The organism is Flavivirga rizhaonensis, from assembly GCF_004791695.1.
GTDB lineage: Bacteria > Bacteroidota > Bacteroidia > Flavobacteriales > Flavobacteriaceae > Flavivirga > Flavivirga rizhaonensis.
The window spans coordinates 85953-105339 of record NZ_SRSO01000018.1 but is presented as its reverse complement, the minus strand read 5'-3'; the positions used below and the strand labels follow the sequence as shown (position 1 = coordinate 105339).

The following is a 19387-nucleotide window of genomic DNA, read 5'->3' as shown; positions in this document are numbered from 1 at the left end:
CTACTTTTTTTGTAATTTGTATATCTTTCATATCAGATGGTATTATTTAAGTTAATTTTGCACTAACAAATTAATAATACCTCCTGGTTTTAGAATGACACTTTAAACATACAAACTCGATTTAATTTTTTTATAAAAAATAATATTAAAACAATGATTTTCAATTGTTTGTCATTTCGACAGAGCGAAGTATGAGCCTTTCGACTTCGCTCAAGATAAACTTTCGAGAAATCTCATAAGGATGGGATTCCTCCTCAATAGCTACGCTATATACGTTCAAGTAAAATATATTTTACCCTCCGTAGCGTTCGGAATGAACATAGGTTCATTTAAAGAACTAATTATCAGATTATAATATATCGAACTCACCTTTAGTGAAAATTTGTGTAATTCGTGTTCAACTTTTACTATTCTATTACATATGCTAATTTTCTGTATGCACAGTAGGCTTTTATAATCTTAAGTTATCTATTTTTTCAAAAACTGAAACAATAACCTTTACAGCTTCTACATAAAACTCTGGATGAATGTTTTCATAATCATCTGTAGGTTCATGGTAATCATTATGATCCTCTACTCCAAAGTATAAAAATGGAATGCCTTTTTTATAAAAATTCACATGATCCGATGAATAGGTCCAGTTCTCTAGGGCATCACTATCATTATGACCTTCTATGAGTTTGATTTTCTTAGAGTGTTGATAATAGCTAACAGCATGTTTCAATTTTTTGTTACGTTCTGTTCCAACTACATACAATTCATTCTTTTCACTCCTGCCAATCATATCCATATTGATATTTACTTTGATGTTTTTTAATGGAATAATCGGATTTTTCACAAAGTACTTAGACCCTTGCAACCCCAATTCCTCACCATCAAATGCTGCTAAAATTACTGAATACTTTGGTGGATTATTTTTAAAATATTCACCAAAACTAAACAATGCGCTTAATCCGGAAGCATTATCATCGGCGCCATTATAAATGGCTCCTTTTTTAATCCCTTCATGATCATAATGTGCACTAATAACTATGTATTCGTCAGGGTTTTTGGTACCTTCTATTAGGCCTAAAATATTTACTGCCTTATATTCTTTTTGTTTTTTTACAAACAAAAATGGTTGCTCATAGCCTTTTCCTAATGGTTGAACATTTAGCGAATGGAACTGATTAATTATATATTTTCTAGTTTTTAAGGCGCCTCTAGTCCCTGTTCTTCTACCTTCGAAAGCATCAGATGACAATGATTTTAAATGTTTTAACATAGATTCTTCACAAAAGAAACTAGCTTCTTTTTCACATATTTGTGAATTTACATTTATACATATAAAGTGACATAGAAAACATAAAGCTATCAATTTTATTTTCATCTACTAGATTTAATTTCTTAAATCTAAATAAAAAAACCCAAGCATGAGCCTGGGTTCTTAAATTTTAAGATATGTATAACTAAAATACTATGATATATTAGCTTTCATTAACTCGCGATTCATTCTAGCAATGTTATCTAAAGAAATTCCTTTAGGGCATTCAATTTCACAAGCACCTGTATTTGTACAGTTACCAAAACCTTCTAAATCCATTTGAGCAACCATATTTTTAACACGATCTGCTGCTTCTACCTGTCCTTGAGGTAATAATGCATATTGTGATACTTTAGCACCTACAAACAGCATGGCGGATGAATTTTTACAAGTTGCTACACAAGCACCACAACCAATACACGTAGCAGCATCCATGGCTTCATCAGCCGCATGTTTTGAAATAGGAATCGAATTTGCATCTTGAGTATTTCCAGAAGTATTCACAGAAATATATCCTCCAGCTTGCTGAATACGCTCGAAAGCCATTCTGTCTACTACTAAATCTTTTATTACAGGAAAAGCTGCTGCTCTAAATGGCTCGATAGTAATCGTATCACCATCATTAAACATACGCATATGTAATTGACAGGTTGTTATACCTCTATCTGGACCATGAGCTTCTCCATTAATATACATAGAACACATTCCGCAAATACCTTCGCGACAATCATGATCAAATGCTACAGGCTCTTCACCAGTATTAACTAATTGTTCGTTCAAAACATCCATCATTTCTAAAAAAGACATATGCTCTGAAATATCAGTAACTTTATAATCGACCATTTGACCCTTTGCATTTGAGTCTTTTTGTCTCCAAATTTTAAGTGTTAAATTCATTTTATTTTAGTTATTTGGTTATTGAGTTATTTGGCTATTGAACGATCGTTTTATAGTGCAATTTCTAATTAACTTAATAACTTTATTTTTCTTTTTGATTCTTTAAATATTTAATATATCCATTTAAAATCAAAAGCGTTTTTATTATGTATTATTCTTAATTCATTTAAATTTTCTTCTGAAATGTAGCCTTCATCAAAAGCAATAATTCCATGATCAAGAGTTTCAAACAAAGAGCCTCTTGCTATCCTACAAAACTGAATGTTCTCTTGGAAGTGAAATCTTCCATAACCTTCAGATATATTATTTCCAACAGAACGTGATGAACGTTTAATTTGATCAATAAGAGCAAATTTCTCAGAGTTAGGTATCTTAGTAATTATTTGAGTCTTTACAAACAATCTTAAATTTCTTGCTTCTTTCCAACAAGACAATTCTTCAAAAGATTTAAAATTACCCACTCAAAATAACTAAATAATTAATAACTATTTATAAGATCTCTGCTTCAATTCAATATCATTAAATTCTAATTCTTCTTTATGTAAAACGGCATCGGCAGGTTCTCCTTTATATTCCCATGCAGAAACAAACGCAAAATCTTTATCATTACGTTTTGCTTCTCCTTTTTGAGGACCATCTAATTCAACAGATTCTTCTCTAAAGTGACCTCCACAAGATTCTTCACGTACTAAAGCGTCTTTTGCAAATAATTCACCTAACTCTAAGAAATCGGCAACACGACCAGCTTTTTCAAGCTCAGGGTTCATTTCATTTGCACTTCCTGGTACTTTAACTTCTTTCCAGAACTCTTCGCGAATGGCTTTAATTTCGGCCATAGCTTCTTTTAGTCCTTTTTCATTACGCGCCATTCCTACTTTATCCCACATAACTTTTCCAAGTCGTTTGTGGAAATGATCAACAGATTTTGTTCCTTTATTATTGATGAAGAAATCAATACGGTCTTTTACTTCTTTTTCAGCTTCTTCAAACTCCTTAGTATCTGTTGGTATTTTTCCGGTTCTAATATCATCCGATAAATAATCACCTATTGTATAAGGTAATACAAAATAGCCATCTGCTAAACCTTGCATTAATGCCGAAGCACCAAGTCTATTTGCTCCATGATCTGAGAAATTAGCCTCACCAATACAGTACAGTCCTTCAACAGTGGTCATTAAGTTATAGTCAACCCAAACACCTCCCATTGTATAGTGGGTTGCTGGATAAATCATCATAGGTGTTTCGTATGGGTTCTCATCAACGATTTTCTCATACATTTGGAATAAGTTTCCATATTTGGCTTCAACGATAGCCTGCCCTAGTTCGTATATTTTTTCTTCAGAAGGGTTATCTATATTTTGAATTTTCGCCTGTTCTTTTCCGTAACGTTCTATAGCAGCAGCAAAATCTAAATAAACAGCTTCTCCAGTTGCGTTTACCCCAAAACCTGCATCACAACGCTCTTTTGCAGCTCTAGAAGCTACATCACGAGGCACCAGGTTACCAAATGCAGGATAACGTCTTTCTAAGTAATAATCTCTATCCTCTTCGGCTAAATCGGTCGGTTTTAATTTACCTTGCTGAATGGCCTGAGCGTCTTCTATTTTTGCTGGAACCCAGATGCGACCATCATTACGTAGAGATTCAGACATCAATGTTAATTTAGACTGATAATCTCCTGAACGTGGAATACATGTTGGGTGAATTTGTGTGTAACAAGGGTTTGCGAAATACGCTCCCTTTTTATGAATTTTCCAAGCAGCTGTGGCATTACTTCCCATAGCGTTTGTTGATAAGAAATATACATTTCCATAACCTCCAGTAGCTATTACAACAGCATGTGCCGAATGTCTTTCTATTTCACCAGTAATTAAATTACGAGTGATAATACCTCTTGCTTTTCCGTCTACTTTTACAACATCAAGCATTTCATGACGGTTAAACATCTCTATTTTACCACGAGCAATTTGTCTATTCATTGCAGAATAAGCTCCCAATAATAATTGTTGTCCTGTTTGCCCTTTAGCATAAAAAGTTCTTGACACTAATACACCACCAAACGAACGGTTATCTAATAACCCTCCATAGTCACGCGCAAAAGGAACTCCTTGTGCCACACATTGATCAATAATATTTGCAGATACCTCAGCTAAACGATGTACGTTTGCTTCACGAGAACGATAATCACCACCTTTTACGGTATCGTAAAATAATCTATATGTTGAATCCCCATCTCCTTGATAGTTTTTTGCAGCATTAATCCCTCCTTGAGCAGCAATAGAATGCGCACGCCTTGGAGAATCTTGATAAGCAAATGCTTTTACATTATATCCTAACTCAGCTAGAGTAGCGGCAGCCGAACCACCTGCTAAACCAGTTCCTACTACAATAACATCTATATGACGTTTATTAGCAGGATTTACTAAGTCGATATGATTTTTATAATCTGTCCATTTATCTTTAATTGGACCTTTTGGTACTTTTGAATCTAAAGCCATACTAAACTATTTAAGATTAATGGTTAAGGTGATGATAAAGTGCAATTATTATAAATCCTAGCGGAATAACAATTGAATATACTTTTCCAAATGTTTGTAATGCTTTTTTACGTCCAGCTGTAGCTCCTACCGATTGGAATGCTGATGTAAATCCGTGCATTAAGTGTAGCGCTAAGAGTATAAATGCAACAACATAGGCACCTACTCTGGCTGGACTTAAAAATTTGTGTTGCAATTCGTGAAAATATCTAAAACTTCCATCATGCATTCCAGACATGTCACCTTGAATGTATTTAGTATTTATTTCCGGAAACCAGAAATCTATAAAATGAAGTACAATAAAAGCTAATATTACTAGCCCACTGTAAATCATATTTCTACTCATCCAAGTAGAGTTTGCTGCACCATTATTTTTGGCGTATGCAACGCCATTTGCTTTTTTGTTCTTAATTTCTAATACGAATCCCATTACAAAATGAAATACAACACCAAATATTAACACTGGTTGTAAAGCAAATTGAACTAGAGGGTTTGTTCCCATAAAATGAGATAGCTCATTAAAAACATCTTCACTAAATAGAGATGTTATATTTACTGCTAAATGTATTATTAAGAAAAACATGAGGAAGAAAGCAGAAAGTGCCATTGCAACTTTTCTTCCAATCGAAGATTTAAAAAATCCACCCATTATTTTGAAGTTATTTTTGTTTTTACAAAGGTAAGTTAGGATGAAGTTTTAGACAACTAACAAATGTCATGTTTTTACTATTTATAATGATTTTAAGTTAAAATTAGCTTAATTTATCACTAAAACTTCTTTTTCAGATTCAATTTGAATATAGTACGTCCCTTTCGGTAAGTAATATTTATCATTCTTAGCTTTATTGATTTCTATGTTAGCATCTTCTTTAAGAAGTAACTTTCTACCTTTTTGGGTCAGAGTCATATCATAACTTGTATAATTATATCCTTTATCTGCTTTAAGTTTAATTTGATTGAGTAAAGTTCCTTTTTCTGAAAATACCTCAATAATTTTTTCTTCGGATGAATTTGAATAAAAAGTCACATTAATTTTAGGTTCAGAAGCTTTAAGCCACTTGCTCCAGGTATTCCCCCAATTAGAAGCATGTTTTAGACCTTTTACTTTAAAAAGTGTAACTGGTTTTAACTGCATCGTGTCATTCATTAATTGAAGTGGTGCAATATCTGTTTTGTAAATACTTCTTCCGTGAGTGCCAAGTAATAAATGTTTTGCATCTGGCTGTACAACCAAGTCGTGAATAGCGACACTTGGTAATCCGTTGCCAAACGCTTCCCAAACCAGACCTTGATTAAACGAAACATAAACGCCATTGTCTGTTCCTAAATACAAAATATTCTCGTTCATAGGATCTTCTTTTATCACATTAACTGGAGAGGCAGGAATGTTTGAGCTGATTTCTACCCATGTTTTTCCATAATCATTACTCTTGTAAACATGTACCATGAAATCGTCCCAACGATATCCATTCAAGGTCACATAAACACGTTCTTTTTTATGCTGTGATGCCACAATACGACTTACCCAGAGATCTTTTGGTAACGATTTTGAAATAGTCTGCCAACTTCCACCAGCATCTTTAGTAACCTGTATTAATCCGTCATCACTGCCTGTATAAATTAGCCCAAATTGAAAAGGGGATTCACTAATAGTTGTCAATGTTCCATAGGCTACATTACCTTTTTTCCCTCCATTGGTTAAATCTTTGCTGATGGCTGTCCAATTGGTTCCTTGATCCATTGAACGCATTAATTTATTTGCGCCTAAATATAAAATATCCTGATTATGAGGCGACAGTAAAATTGGAGTCTGCCAATTAAAACGATACGGATTTTCTCCCAATTCGTGTTTAGGCTGTATATAAGTTCGTTCTCCGGTTTCTAAATTTAATCTATAATAATTTCCGAATTGATAGCCTGTGTATACAATATTGTGATCTCTACTATCAATTTGAACTTGCATACCGTCTCCACCCATGATACTTTTCCAAGGATATTGTCCGCTTTGATGCCAGCTTTTATCTTCACGAGCATTATTAGCACCAACCCAGACACCATTATCTTGTAAACCTCCATAAATATTGTATGGCTTAGCATTATCTACATTAATAGAATAAAACTGACCAACAGAATTAACATTGAGTTTTTCCCATGATTCGCCATCATCATAACTCATATTTAATCCGCCATCATTTCCATTTATTAAGTGACCCGTTTTTTCAGGATTTACCCATAATGCTTGATGATCTGCATGTACATTTTCTTTACTTATAGAGGCAAACGTTTGCCCTCCATCTTTAGATTTTAAAATAGGAACTCCTAAAACATAGATACTTTTTTCATCTTGAGCATCTACCCTTATTTCTCCAAAGTAATACCCATAACTATAATATAATTCATCAATATAATCTTTATGTGTTTTTTTCCAACTCACGCCTCCATCTTCACTTCTATAGACTTCAGCACCTATAACCGGCGTATCAAATAACATTGAATTGGCAGTTTCAAGATATTTTGCAAGGTCAATTGGCTTTACATTGCCACTCCTTACCATTTGCTTTACATTTTCTGCTCTGTATTTTTCTTGAAATCCATTTGTTTTTAAAAACCCATTGAGCTTCTTATCATCAAGTTCAAAAAAGGTTTCATCTGTCATCGTCTTAAAATCTTCCTTAGTTAACCCTCTTTTTTCTTCATTTTTTTCTTCAGGAACTCTTCTAAATTGACTATCGTGTAGTGCATAAATAATAGTATCGTTAAAAACGGCTAAACCAATTCTTCCAACACCTTGCCCCGTTGGAAACCCACTTTTTTCGGTAGAAACTTTAGTCCATGTATTTCCCGCATCTGTACTTTTATAGATTGCGGAATTATTTCCGTTGCCATCAAAATTCCAGGCTTTACGATCTTTAGTCCATGATGTTGCAAACATGAGGCTAAAGTTATTTGGACTACATTGTACATCAATAATGCCACTCATATCATCTACAAATAGTTTTTGTGTCCAGGTTTTTCCTCCATCTACCGTTTTATAGACCCCTCGTTCCTGGTTTGGAGAATATAAATGCCCCGTAACTCCAACAATAACTTCATCGGGATTCTTTGGATTGATTAAAATTCGACCTATATGATGCGAATCTTTAAGCCCCATATTTTGCCAAGTTTTTCCATTATCTGTAGATTTTAAAATTCCAATACCAGCATAACTAGATCGAGACGCATTGTTTTCTCCGGTACCCACCCATATGGTTTTATTTTTCCAATCAACAGCAATATCACCTACGTTTTGGGTATTAGAAGTGTCCAGTACAGGGTTAAAAGTTGTCCCATTATTTTTGGTATGCCAAACACCTCCGGATGCATACCCTACATAAAATTCGGTGGGGTCTTCTGGATTAACAGCCAAATCGGTAACACGGCCACTCATAACTGTTGGTCCAACATTTTTAAAAGCAACATTCTTCACTAATGACTTTTGAACAAGCTGCTCTTTTTTGATTAATGCGTCTTCTATTGTTTTTGGAGATGTAGCAACTTGTTGTGCCGATATTTTTAAAAAAGAAATAAGGAAAAATAAATGAAGAATTTTAAATTTCATGTGGGCTAGTTTTTTAATTATTGAAAATAACTAAAACCAGCCAAAATAATACTATTTTAATATGCTATAGTTTTGTTAAATTAATCTAGAATCATTTTTCTGGTAATCATAGCGCTTTCGGAATGAATATTTACAAAGTAAATACCTTTGGACACTCCAGTTACATCAATAGTTTTAGTTCTTGTGGTATTAGAAATGTCATATTCATTAATAAGCCTTCCGCTTAAATCGTAAATCACAGCTTTTTCTAAATTAATAAATGAATTATTTTTTATATAAAATATACTTTGAGCTGGGTTAGGGTATAAGCCAATAGCATTATTTAGTTCTTCATCTTCCACACTCAATGAACAAGCGTAAGCAGACATACTTGATTTTCCAACAAAACAAGCAGGCACACTAGATTCGCTTCTACTTTGCACATTGTTCGCAGCTATAATATTATTAGAACTTAAATCTCTTAGCTGTTCACCAAAACCTAAATTAAAATGCATCGCATCATTATTTGTATCAATCACATGGCCTAACTGGTGTGCATGGCCTAATTCATGAAGTGCTACACTTTCAAAATCAATTTCAAGTCCTGGCAAACCACTACCATAAAACCAATTCTCATCATCATTAAATACCATATCAATTTCTGTTGGATACGCTTGAATACTTCCTAAATTTCCACATCCTGAAAAACTATACGACGTTTCTCCAAGTGTTCCAGAATCTAATTCGTTACCATTATCAAATCTTATAATATTGGTTCCGTCTACAGTAGCCTCATCAATAGAACTAACAGAACCTATTGTAAAATTAACTCCTGTTTCACACCTCCAAGTATCCAAAGCGCTTAAAAATGCTGCTTTGGCACCAGACTCTTCAACATCTGCGTCAAAACTTGTCTCCATTCGGAAAACATATCCGCCACTTCCATCGTTATCCAGATGCCTGGTGGGAAATGCATACATGGTTCCAGATCCTTGAGGCACTTCGAACGTTACATTAATTTCGGCATGAGTAACCGTTAAGTCTGCAGAAGAAACTATGACGTTTGAAGAAGCATCAGTCACTCTAATATCACCTGTTCCAGCTTCGGCAGGGACTTCTACAGTAATAGATGTACTTGTCCAACTTAATACTTGTGTATCTAAAGCATCAATATATACTGGGTTAAATGAAGGAGGACCGTCATTACCACCAGAATCCGCATCTCTAAAACTAACCTTACCTTGATTATCACCAAAATTACCAGTTGCTCCTCCGGGAATAGTAATAGTTATTGTAGATTTTGTACCAGCAGAAACACTTGTTGGAGAAAAAGTTATGCTACTAGGAACTAATAAACTTTTATTCTGACTTGATTTAGAGGTTCTTTTTTCAACATCAAAATGACTTACATTCTTATAATTAGACTTAGTATGACCCGTAATTTTTTTATAAAATGTACTAGAAATACCTTTTTCACCATGAAGCGTATTAGTTACTATATCATCATGTAAATTATATTTGTAAAAGCCTTGTTTTGCCCCATATACTTTAAACAATTTATTTGTAATTTTATTTTTATCAGATATGGATATATCATTATTATATAAAGTGAATACCCCCAAATCTCCTTTACGTAAATTTAAACTAGGAATTACCATTTGACATTCCATGCCTATTGCCCCCCCCTTAGTTATAACATCAACAGAGGTTATTGGTTCTCCTTTAAAAACTTTATATATTTCAACTGTATTAGCGGTGTAAATATTATTATCTAGACCTCTAAAGGATTTTTTTGAAATTACCTTACCTTCAACAACCAAACTTGAATTTTCAATTTGTTGTTGCAGTGGTATCTCTCTAAGTAACTGCTGAGCAAATAAAACAGAGGAATTAAAAAGATAAATTAATGTTATAGCAATTAAACCAGAGAGTGTGTATGTTTTCATTTAAAAAAAATTTGTAACTGAGAGTATTATTAACCTAATATACGTGCTATACCTGTACTTAGACGTTCAATCATATTTCCTAAGACAGATAGATTCTTTTCGGTATTTTTTACTGAAACTTTCAAATATAACAAATTATAATCTAAATGATTTATTTAGCTTTGCTACATTTAATAAACTTAATATACAATTAACATGAAATATCATCCAATTAATAATGAGCTCTTTATAAAGAATCGCAAAAACTTCACTTCTAACATGAAACCTAAAAGTTTGGCTGTTTTTAATTCAAATGATATCTATCCAATAAGCGCGGATAGCATTATGCCTTTTGAACAACATCGGGATATCTTTTATTTAAGTGGTGTGGATCAGGAAGAAAGTATTCTTGTACTATTTCCAGATTGCCCTAAAGAGAAACATCGCGAGATTCTATTTTTAAAAGAAACCAATGAACATATTGCTATTTGGGAAGGCGAAAAATTAACCAAAGAAAAAGCGTTCCAAACTAGTGGTATTAAAACTGTTTACTGGTTACAAGACATGGAAAAAATCATGTTTGAGATTATGACACAATGTGACACGGTTTATATTAATACCAACGAGCACTATAGAGCCAATGTAGAAACCGAAACTAGAGAAGTCCGTTTTACAAAATGGTTAAAAGAAAAATACCCCGCTCATGCTGTTGCTAAGAGCAATCCTATTTTACAAAGACTCCGCTCGATTAAAGATAATATTGAAATAGATTTAATTCAACAAGCCTGTAATATTACAGAAAAAGGATTTAGACGTATTTTAAAGTTTGTAAAACCAGATGTTTGGGAATATGAAATTGAAGCAGAATTTATGCATGAATTCTTAAGAAATCGCTCTAAAAAATTTGCTTACACACCTATTGTTGCTTCCGGAAACAATGCTAACGTATTACATTATATAGAAAACAATCAACAATGTAAAGCAGGTGAATTAATATTAATGGATGTTGGTGCAGAATATGCTAATTATTCTAGCGATATGACACGTAGTGTGCCTGTTTCTGGAAAATTTACTCCAAGACAAAAAGATGTTTATAATGCTGTAAATAGAGTCAAAAATGAAGCGACTAAAATGCTAACTCCCGGAACTATTTGGGCTGAATACCATGTAGAAGTAGGTAAAATAATGACTAGTGAACTATTGGGGTTAGGTCTACTAGATAAAGCAGATGTACAGAACGAAAACCCAGAATGGCCAGCTTATAAAAAATATCTCATGCATGGTACAAGTCATCATATGGGATTAGACACACATGATTATGGTATATTAACAGAACCTATGCAAGCTAATATGGTATTTACAGTAGAACCTGGAATTTATATTCCAGATGAAGGTTTTGGAATACGATTGGAAGACGATGTAGTTATTCAGGAAAATGGACAACCATTTAATTTAATGAGAAATATTCCTATTGAAGCAGACGAAATAGAAGATATTATGAACTCATAAAAAAGAAGAAAGGGTCGTTTAAAAACGACCCTTTTTGCTAACAATACTAAAATTTTGTAATTTAAAGAGTGACTAATTCAAATAAATAATCGTTTAGTTTTTGCAGCGAATCAATTTTATCTTTTGTATCAACTAATAGAGAAATATTATTTTTACTCCCTCCATAAGAAATCATCCTAATTTTTACATCTTGTAATATTTGGAATAACTTATAAGTATCTTGATGATTAACAACAGAATGACCTACTAAACAAATAATACTTTGGTTTGTATCAATTTCTATTGTTGCAATTTTTTCTAATTCTTCAATAATTTTTTCTAAGTTTCTATCATCATCAATCGTTAAAGACACCGCGACTTCCGATGTTGTAATCATATCTATAGAGGTCTTATAAGTTTCGAAAATCTCGAAGACTTTTTTTAAGAAACCATGAGCCTGCAACATTCTTGCAGATTTAATTTTTATTGCTATAATATTATCTTTAGCCGCTATAGCTTTAATGCCTTTTTCTGAAGTGATATTAGAAATTAAAGTGCCATGTGCTTCAGGGTTCATCGTGTTTTTTAAGCGTACAGGAATATTATCTGCTCTAACAGGAGTAACTGTTTGCGGATGTAATATTTTGGCTCCGAAGTAAGCTAACTCGGCAGCCTCATCAAATGATAGATTAGAAATTGGTTTGGTGTTTTCAACATATCTAGGGTCGTTGTTATGCATCCCATCTATATCTGTCCAAATTTGCACCTCCTTAGCTTTAATTGCTGCGCCAATTATAGTTGCTGTATAATCGCTCCCGCCTCGTTGTAAATTTGAAACTTCATCCTTATCATCTAAACAAATAAACCCTTGTGTGATATATATTTCTGAATTCCCTGCAGCATTTATAGCAACCTCAAAGTGTTTTTTAATATAACTTATATCTGGCTCTTTATCTTTGTCTATTTTCATGAAACTCAAAGCTGGCAGTAAAGCAGAACTTATACTTTCTTGTTGTAAAAAGCGGTTAAACATATAAGTTGAAAGCAGTTCTCCTTGAGCCACAATGTTATTTTCTAAATCTATAGAAAACGCTTTGTAAGTGCATGTAACTAAAAAATTAAAAACACTAGAAACGTAATCTTTAACTTCTTTATTTAAATCTTTATTAGTTAAAAGTGTATCTATTGTAATAGTATAAATTTCATGCAGCTTGTTAATTTTATCAACAGCTTCATTAGGTTCTTTGTTCGAGATATTATTTGCAATAGCAACTAACTTATTTGTAGTGCCAGACATAGCCGAAAGTACAACAATTTTCTTGTGCCCATCGTTAATAATATCTTTAACGTTTTTTATGTTTTCTATGGAGCCTACGGATGTACCTCCAAATTTTAAAACTTTCATTCACACTAATTTGAATGTAAAACTAAAACTCCTTAATCCAAATACTATATTTATTTAAAAAAAAGATTATTTTTACACAGATTGTTAAATAATTAACATGTACGTAATAGATATAAGCAAATGAAAACCGTATCTAACTGTGTTGAAGACATTTTAATAACGCAACCTTATTTGGAAGAGGCGTTGTCTAGAAACATCATAAACTTTAGCGCCCTAGCTATAGAATTAACAGAACCTATTAGTAAAATGCTTAAAAAAGAAGTTAAGCCTGGTGCTATTATGATGGCTTTAAGGCGATATAACCCACCTACAACATTAACCAACTCTGTAAAAATGAGACGAGTTATTCAGAATTTAGGTGATATAACAGTACGTTCTAACTTAACAGATTTTACCGTTAAAAATTCTGATACTATTATTGATAATCATTCCAAAATTCTAGATAGGATAAATCAAGAATCTAAATTATTTTACACATTTACAAGAGGTATTCACGAAAGTAATATTATAATTTCCAGCAGCTTAAAAGATTTCATTATTGATCAATTAAAAAACGAAACTTTTTTAGCGATACAAGACGGGTTATCTGCAATTAGCGTCAACCTACCTCAAGACAATTCTAAAATTGCCGGTCTTTATTATCACTTCTTTAAGCGTTTGGCTTGGGAAGGGATTGTCCTTTATGAAGTCATTTCAACTACGAATGAATTTACAATTTTGGTAGAAGACGAATACGTAGACAAAGCCTTTGCTGCTATTAAAAAAGTAAAATCTTAGTGTTTCTTATTTGAATGAATTTACAATATAAAGGCATCAATGTTTTTTATACTGATAATGGAAAAGGTAATGCCGTTGTCTTACTTCATGGGTTTTTAGAAAATGTCTCGATGTGGGATCCTTTTATTCCAACATTATCAAAAAAGAATAGAGTCATTTGCATCGATTTATTAGGTCACGGTAAAACCGAGTGTTTAGGCTACATTCACACTATGGAGCTAATGGCTGAAGTTGTGCAAGTTGTTTTAAAACATTTAAAAATTCGCCGCTCTACTTTTGTTGGGCACTCTATGGGTGGCTATGTAGCACTCGCTTATGCAGAAAAAAATCCTGATGCATTAAAAGGGTTATGTCTTATGAATTCTACTACAAGCGCAGATACTCTTGAAAAGAAAAAAAATAGAGATCGAGCTATAATCGCTGTTAAACAAAACCACAAAACGTTTATTAGAATGGCTATCTCTAGTTTATTCAGGCCAAAAAACAGAGCCATTTTTTCTGAAAAAATAAAGCTACTAAAAAAGGAAGCCTTAAAAACATCCTTGCAAGGAATAATAGCATCTCTTGAGGGCATGAAAATTAGAAATGACAGGGAAGCATTGCTTCATTTTACGCCCTTTAAAAAAATGCTGATTATTAGCAAAAAAGATCCTGTGCTAGATTATAATACATTAATTTCTCAAACAAAAAACACCAATGTCAAAGTAGTAGAATTTCCTGATGGACATATGAGTCATATTGAAAATAAAAGCGAATTTTTACATACAATTATGCATTTCATCGAAAATATATAGCATTTTGTCGTTTTATTGATTTTTTTATTTTAGATTTATTGTTCCTAAAATTATTACCATGAATAAACCTACAACTAACAAACCTACTTTTATTCCTAAAATGTATTGTAATCTTTTTGGTCATCATTATCAAGTCACTAAAAAAGTTACATATCATGTTAAGGAATACACATGTTCTCACTGTAAAAAACAATTAACAACAAATAGCAATGGCCGTTTAATTGAACTTACGCCAAAATTTAAAGAGATAAATGCCATCTTAGAACGTATTCATGCTTCACGAATGGAACGTTCAAAGAAGAAAACACTCGCTTCGTCGATTTATTAACAAATTGTTTTTTCTGTCTGATTGTTTTTTAATATTTTAATAAGCTCTAACTAATTAATCTAATAGCGTTAAATGAAAAACATTCACTGTAAGGTATTCGGACATGATTTCCGAGTATCAAGAAATGTTACTTACCATGTAAAAGAGTACACCTGCAAAAATTGCAAAAAAGAACTCACCACCAACGGGAGTGGTCAATTAATCGAGCTTACTCCTAAATTTAAGGAAATTAACGACGTATTAGAGCGCATTCATGTGAAGCGACACATGAGGTCCATTGATAATAGTCAATACGTAACTGCAGATTATGATGAATTGGAACCTATTCATATTACACATGAAGTAAAATCAAGTGATGATCAACCTTCAACTATAAATCCTGCTAATTTATTAGTATTTAAGCATTAAAATTTTTCCAACCCTGCGCTTTAATAGGTATTTTAGTATCTGCTCGAGTTACTAAATGCATTCCAGCTTGCGCTTCCTTCATGTAACCAATTACAGTAAAATTCGGATTGGCTTTAATTTTAGAATAATCGTCTTGGGAAATTGTAAATAATAGCTCGTAATCTTCCCCGCCATTTAAAGCAACTGTTGTACTATCAATATTAAACTCTTCGCAAGTAGAAATGACTTGAGGGTCCAATGGAATTTTTTCTTCATACAGATCACAACCTACTTTGCTATGTTTACATAAATGTATAATTTCTGAAGATAAACCATCACTTATATCAATCATTGAAGATGGTTTTACGTCTAAGTCTTTCAATAATTTAATAATATCCTTTCGTGCTTCAGGCTTTAATTGACGTTCTATTATATAAGAGTAAGCCTCTAAATCTGGCTGGCTATTGGGATTCACTTTATAAACTTCCTTTTCACGCTCTAAGACTTGTAACCCCATGTAAGCTGCTCCTAAATCTCCGGTAACTACTAATAAATCACTAGGTTTGGCTCCTTCTCTATATACCTCATTATTATTTTCAACTTCTCCAATAGCTGTTACCGAGATCAACAGCCCTGTTGTTGAAGAGGTTGTATCTCCACCAACAACATCAATATTATAAATCTTAGCAGCTGTTTCTATTCCAGCATATAAATCCTCAAGAGCTTCTAATGGAAACCTATTAGAGACGGCTATAGAAACTGTAATTTGTGTAGCTTTGGCATTCATCGCAAATATATCGGACAAATTAACAATAACCGACTTATAACCTAAATGCTTTAACGGCATATAACTTAGATCGAAATGAACACCTTCTACAAGCAAATCAGTTGTAACAACAATCTTTTTATCTTTAAAATCTAAAACAGCAGCATCATCTCCAATACTTTTTATTGTTGATTTATGGTTAATTTTAAAATTCTTAGTTAGGTGATCTATAAGTCCAAACTCTCCTAAATCACTTAATTGAGTTTTCTGTTGATTTTTATCTTCTATCATAGTGCAAAAATAAGAAGCTTAAGCATATAAATGGATAAACTTTAATATTAAATAATCTCAAATTAATCGACTAACATTTAATTTTAACATGAAAAACCCAATAAGCTGGAACACTTTTTATTATTTATTAAACTAAATTTATTACTTTACACAAGTAACCATATCGTAATACATATAAATACCTGTAAACAATATGTTTATTATAGAATTCGTTTTAATTTAAAGGCTATGAGATTCTAACAAATTCTAGATTTCGAAAAAGATTGATTAAAAAAATTGCAAACATGAACTACTTAAAAAAAAGTATTTGTTTTATTAAGCTATTTATTTTTGGTTGCCTGTTATTTCTATGTACACAATCTTGTGAAAGAGATAACAACGTACCTATTCTTAAAGATGAAGCAGACCTTACAGAAACAAACACATCAGTTGCATGTGAAAATGGTTTTGCCGGTGCTTATCCATGTAATGATTATGATTTAATGATGCAAATGCCATTAAATACTTTTGGAGCTACCAAAGGAAATGATTCCTGGGGCTGGGTAGATATAACTACTAACAAGGAATATGCATTACTGGCAACAGACGCTAATGTGTCTTTTATTGATATTTCTGATACAAATAATCCAATATATTTAGGACATGTTCCAACTGCTACAATAAGTACTTCCTGGAGAGATGTAAAAGTTTATAAAGACCATGCCTTTATTGTAGCAGATAATGCTGGAAATCATGGCATGCAAGTATTCGATTTAACACGCTTAAGAAATGTTGCTAATCCACCAGAAACATTTACTCCCGATGCTCATTTTACCGAATTTGGAAGTGCTCATAATGTGGTAATAAATGATGTTAGCGGATATGCTTACATTGTTGGTACAAACAGAAACGGAACATTTGCTGGAGGTCCGTTATTTATAAATATTCAAAATCCGACATCGCCAGTATCTGAAGGTGGTTTTGATGAAGGCGGCTATTCACATGATGCGCAAGTTATAACATATAACGGTCCAGATACAGATTATACTGGGCGTGAAATATTAATTGGAAGCAATGAAAATGAAGTGGTTATTGCCGATGTAACCAACAAACCCAATCCGATAAAGATTTCAGATATAAGCTACTCCAATGTTGGATACACACATCAAGGTTGGTTTACGGAAGACTTGAATTATTTTATTTTAGGTGATGAAACCGACGAAATAGACATTGGCACCAATACACGTACAATCGTTTTTGACTTCTCTGATTTAGATACCCCAGCTTACCACATGGATTATCTAGGCCCCTCGGCGGCAATTGATCATAATGGCTATGTGAAAGACAATACATTTTATCAGGCAAGTTATAGTGCGGGAGTACGAATGATTGATATTTCACAAATTGCAAGTAGCACCATGACAGAAATAGGATTCTTTGACACCCATCCAGAAAATGATAATACAGGTTTTAATGGCGCGTGGAATGTTTACCCGTACTTACCAAGTGGTAATATTATTGTAAGTGATATCGAAAGAGGCTTGTTTGTTATTAAAAAAAGTGACTCTTAATAAAAGATCGCCATGCAAGTCTCAAAAACAAAAACCCTTTTAGCAATTGGTTTTGCTTTCTTTTGTAGTTGTTCTAATAATGATGACTCTTCTAATGAAACTCCTAATGAAATAAAAAAAGAAATAGATTTTGTTAACACCATTGGAGGTACAAAAAATGAAAGTGCGCAGTCCATTACTAAAACTTCAGATGGCGGTTATATTATCTTAGGATATGTGCAGAGTTCTGATGGTGATGTATCAAATAAATTGAATGAATCTTTTGATTATTGGTTATTGAAATATGATCAAAACAATACACTACAATGGCAAAAAATTTATGGAGGCAGTGATGATGATCGCGGTAGAGATATCATTCAAACATCAGATGGCGGATTTGCGATTTTAGGCTATAGTAAAAGTAATGATGGTGATGTCACTGAAAATAATGGTTTCAATGATTTTTGGATTTCTAAGTTAGATGCTTCTGGATCTATTTCCTGGGAAAAATCTTTTGGTTTTTCAGGAGCAGACAATGGTACTTCTATGATTCAAACCAATGATGGGGGTTATCTCTTAACTGGTGTTTTAGATGTATCTGCTTCAAATGGTGAAGGAAATAGTAAATCTTTTTCATCAAAAAGACATGCAGGTGGAGATTACTGGGCTATTAAATTAAACGCTTCTGGCGAAAAGCAATGGAGCAAGTTTTATGGAGGTACGTTCACAGATACTCCTTACGATGTTATTCAAACAGAAGATAGTGGATATATTATTGTAGGTTCATCAGATAGTGACGATGTTGATATAAAAGGAAATAAAGGATCATACGATTTTTGGATTATTAAAATATCTGATACTGGTAATTTAATTTGGGAAAAATCTTTTGGAGGTTCTCAAACAGATGAAGCCAGAGCCATAGTAAAATCATCTGATGGCAATTACATTATTGTTGGAGATACTAGAAGTGAAGACTTCGACATTTCAAGTAATAAAGGTGCCGCCGATCTATGGGTTATTAAAATATCTACAACTGGAAACTTAATCTGGGAGAAAACATTTGGCGGTAGTAATTTTGATGTTGGGCGTTCCATTTCTAAAACCCAAGATAATGGCTTTATTATTTCTGGTAGTTCCAGAAGCTCAAACGGAGATCTTTCAAATAACAATGGACAAAATGACGCCTGGATTGTAAAAATTGATGACCAAGGAAATTTAAAATGGCAAAAAACTGTTGGAGGCTCCGATATAGATTTTGCTTTCGATGCTGTAGAGATTAACAACGGAAGTATTATTGTTGTTGGAGAATCAAATAGTGCAAACATTGATATTCCAAACAATAAAGGATTTACAGATTTACTAATTTTTAAAATAAAATAAGAA

General features: G+C 32.9%; 16 protein-coding genes. 7 read left to right on the top strand and 9 right to left on the bottom strand.

The window, feature by feature from the left end:
* Positions 1-451: 451 nt before the first annotated feature.
* From EM932_RS13440 to EM932_RS13410, 7 genes are all read right to left on the bottom strand, one after another.
* Positions 452-1369 carry a M28 family peptidase gene (locus EM932_RS13440; RefSeq protein WP_135877706.1) on the bottom strand — a complete coding sequence of 306 codons (918 nt, stop codon included), beginning with the start codon at positions 1367-1369 and terminating at the stop codon, positions 452-454.
* 87 nt (positions 1370-1456) lie between these two features.
* A complete protein-coding gene (locus EM932_RS13435) occupies positions 1457-2200 on the bottom strand; it encodes a succinate dehydrogenase/fumarate reductase iron-sulfur subunit (RefSeq protein ID WP_135877705.1) in 744 nt (247 codons plus the stop codon).
* Between the two features lie 110 nt (positions 2201-2310).
* The gene (locus EM932_RS13430) at positions 2311-2661 is read right to left on the bottom strand and encodes a four helix bundle protein (protein ID WP_211344289.1); all 351 of its coding nucleotides are present in this window, start codon (positions 2659-2661) and stop codon (positions 2311-2313) included.
* Positions 2662-2685: 24 nt separating this feature from the next.
* Positions 2686-4698: a fumarate reductase/succinate dehydrogenase flavoprotein subunit gene (locus tag EM932_RS13425; protein WP_135877704.1), complete on the bottom strand. Its 2013-nt coding sequence runs from the start codon at positions 4696-4698 to the stop codon at positions 2686-2688.
* Between the two features lie 16 nt (positions 4699-4714).
* On the bottom strand, positions 4715-5386 hold the full coding sequence (locus tag EM932_RS13420) for a succinate dehydrogenase cytochrome b subunit (RefSeq protein ID WP_135877703.1): 672 nt from the start codon (positions 5384-5386) through the stop codon (positions 4715-4717).
* Between the two features lie 108 nt (positions 5387-5494).
* The gene (locus EM932_RS13415; RefSeq protein ID WP_135877702.1) at positions 5495-8335 is read right to left on the bottom strand and encodes a VPS10 domain-containing protein; all 2841 of its coding nucleotides are present in this window, start codon (positions 8333-8335) and stop codon (positions 5495-5497) included.
* An 80-nt stretch (positions 8336-8415) separates the two neighbouring features.
* Positions 8416-10260: a T9SS type A sorting domain-containing protein gene (locus EM932_RS13410; protein WP_135877701.1), complete on the bottom strand. Its 1845-nt coding sequence runs from the start codon at positions 10258-10260 to the stop codon at positions 8416-8418.
* A gap of 195 nt (positions 10261-10455) precedes the next feature.
* On the opposite strand from EM932_RS13410, the gene EM932_RS13405 reads away from it, so the two are divergent.
* The gene (locus EM932_RS13405) at positions 10456-11748 is read left to right on the top strand and encodes an aminopeptidase P family protein (protein WP_135877700.1); all 1293 of its coding nucleotides are present in this window, start codon (positions 10456-10458) and stop codon (positions 11746-11748) included.
* A gap of 61 nt (positions 11749-11809) precedes the next feature.
* On the opposite strand, the gene EM932_RS13400 is transcribed toward EM932_RS13405, so the two are convergent.
* Entirely contained in the window at positions 11810-13132 is a 1323-nt protein-coding gene (locus tag EM932_RS13400) for an aspartate kinase (RefSeq protein ID WP_135877699.1), read from the bottom strand.
* 120 nt (positions 13133-13252) lie between these two features.
* Between EM932_RS13400 and EM932_RS13395 the strand changes: the two genes are divergently transcribed.
* The 4 genes from EM932_RS13395 to EM932_RS21350 all read left to right on the top strand — a co-directional run bounded on the left by EM932_RS13395 (position 13253) and on the right by EM932_RS21350 (position 15439).
* Entirely contained in the window at positions 13253-13909 is a 657-nt protein-coding gene (locus EM932_RS13395; RefSeq protein ID WP_135877698.1) for a hypothetical protein, read from the top strand.
* Positions 13910-13923: 14 nt separating this feature from the next.
* Positions 13924-14703 (top strand): alpha/beta fold hydrolase, encoded by a 780-nt coding sequence (locus EM932_RS13390; protein ID WP_135877697.1) that lies wholly within the window; start codon positions 13924-13926, stop codon positions 14701-14703.
* 58 nt (positions 14704-14761) lie between these two features.
* The gene (locus EM932_RS13385) at positions 14762-15031 is read left to right on the top strand and encodes a hypothetical protein (protein WP_135877696.1); all 270 of its coding nucleotides are present in this window, start codon (positions 14762-14764) and stop codon (positions 15029-15031) included.
* A gap of 72 nt (positions 15032-15103) precedes the next feature.
* The gene (locus tag EM932_RS21350) at positions 15104-15439 is read left to right on the top strand and encodes a hypothetical protein (RefSeq protein ID WP_317129373.1); all 336 of its coding nucleotides are present in this window, start codon (positions 15104-15106) and stop codon (positions 15437-15439) included.
* On the opposite strand, the gene thiL is transcribed toward EM932_RS21350, so the two are convergent.
* On the bottom strand, positions 15429-16475 hold the full coding sequence (gene thiL / locus EM932_RS13375; protein ID WP_135877695.1) for a thiamine-phosphate kinase: 1047 nt from the start codon (positions 16473-16475) through the stop codon (positions 15429-15431). The two genes, EM932_RS21350 and thiL, sit on opposite strands and share 11 nt — an antisense overlap.
* A 284-nt stretch (positions 16476-16759) precedes the next feature.
* On the opposite strand from thiL, the gene EM932_RS13370 reads away from it, so the two are divergent.
* Positions 16760-18025 (top strand): choice-of-anchor B family protein, encoded by a 1266-nt coding sequence (locus tag EM932_RS13370; RefSeq protein ID WP_135877694.1) that lies wholly within the window; start codon positions 16760-16762, stop codon positions 18023-18025.
* Between the two features lie 12 nt (positions 18026-18037).
* Positions 18038-19384: a hypothetical protein gene (locus tag EM932_RS13365; RefSeq protein ID WP_135877693.1), complete on the top strand. Its 1347-nt coding sequence runs from the start codon at positions 18038-18040 to the stop codon at positions 19382-19384.
* Positions 19385-19387 lie beyond the last annotated feature (3 nt).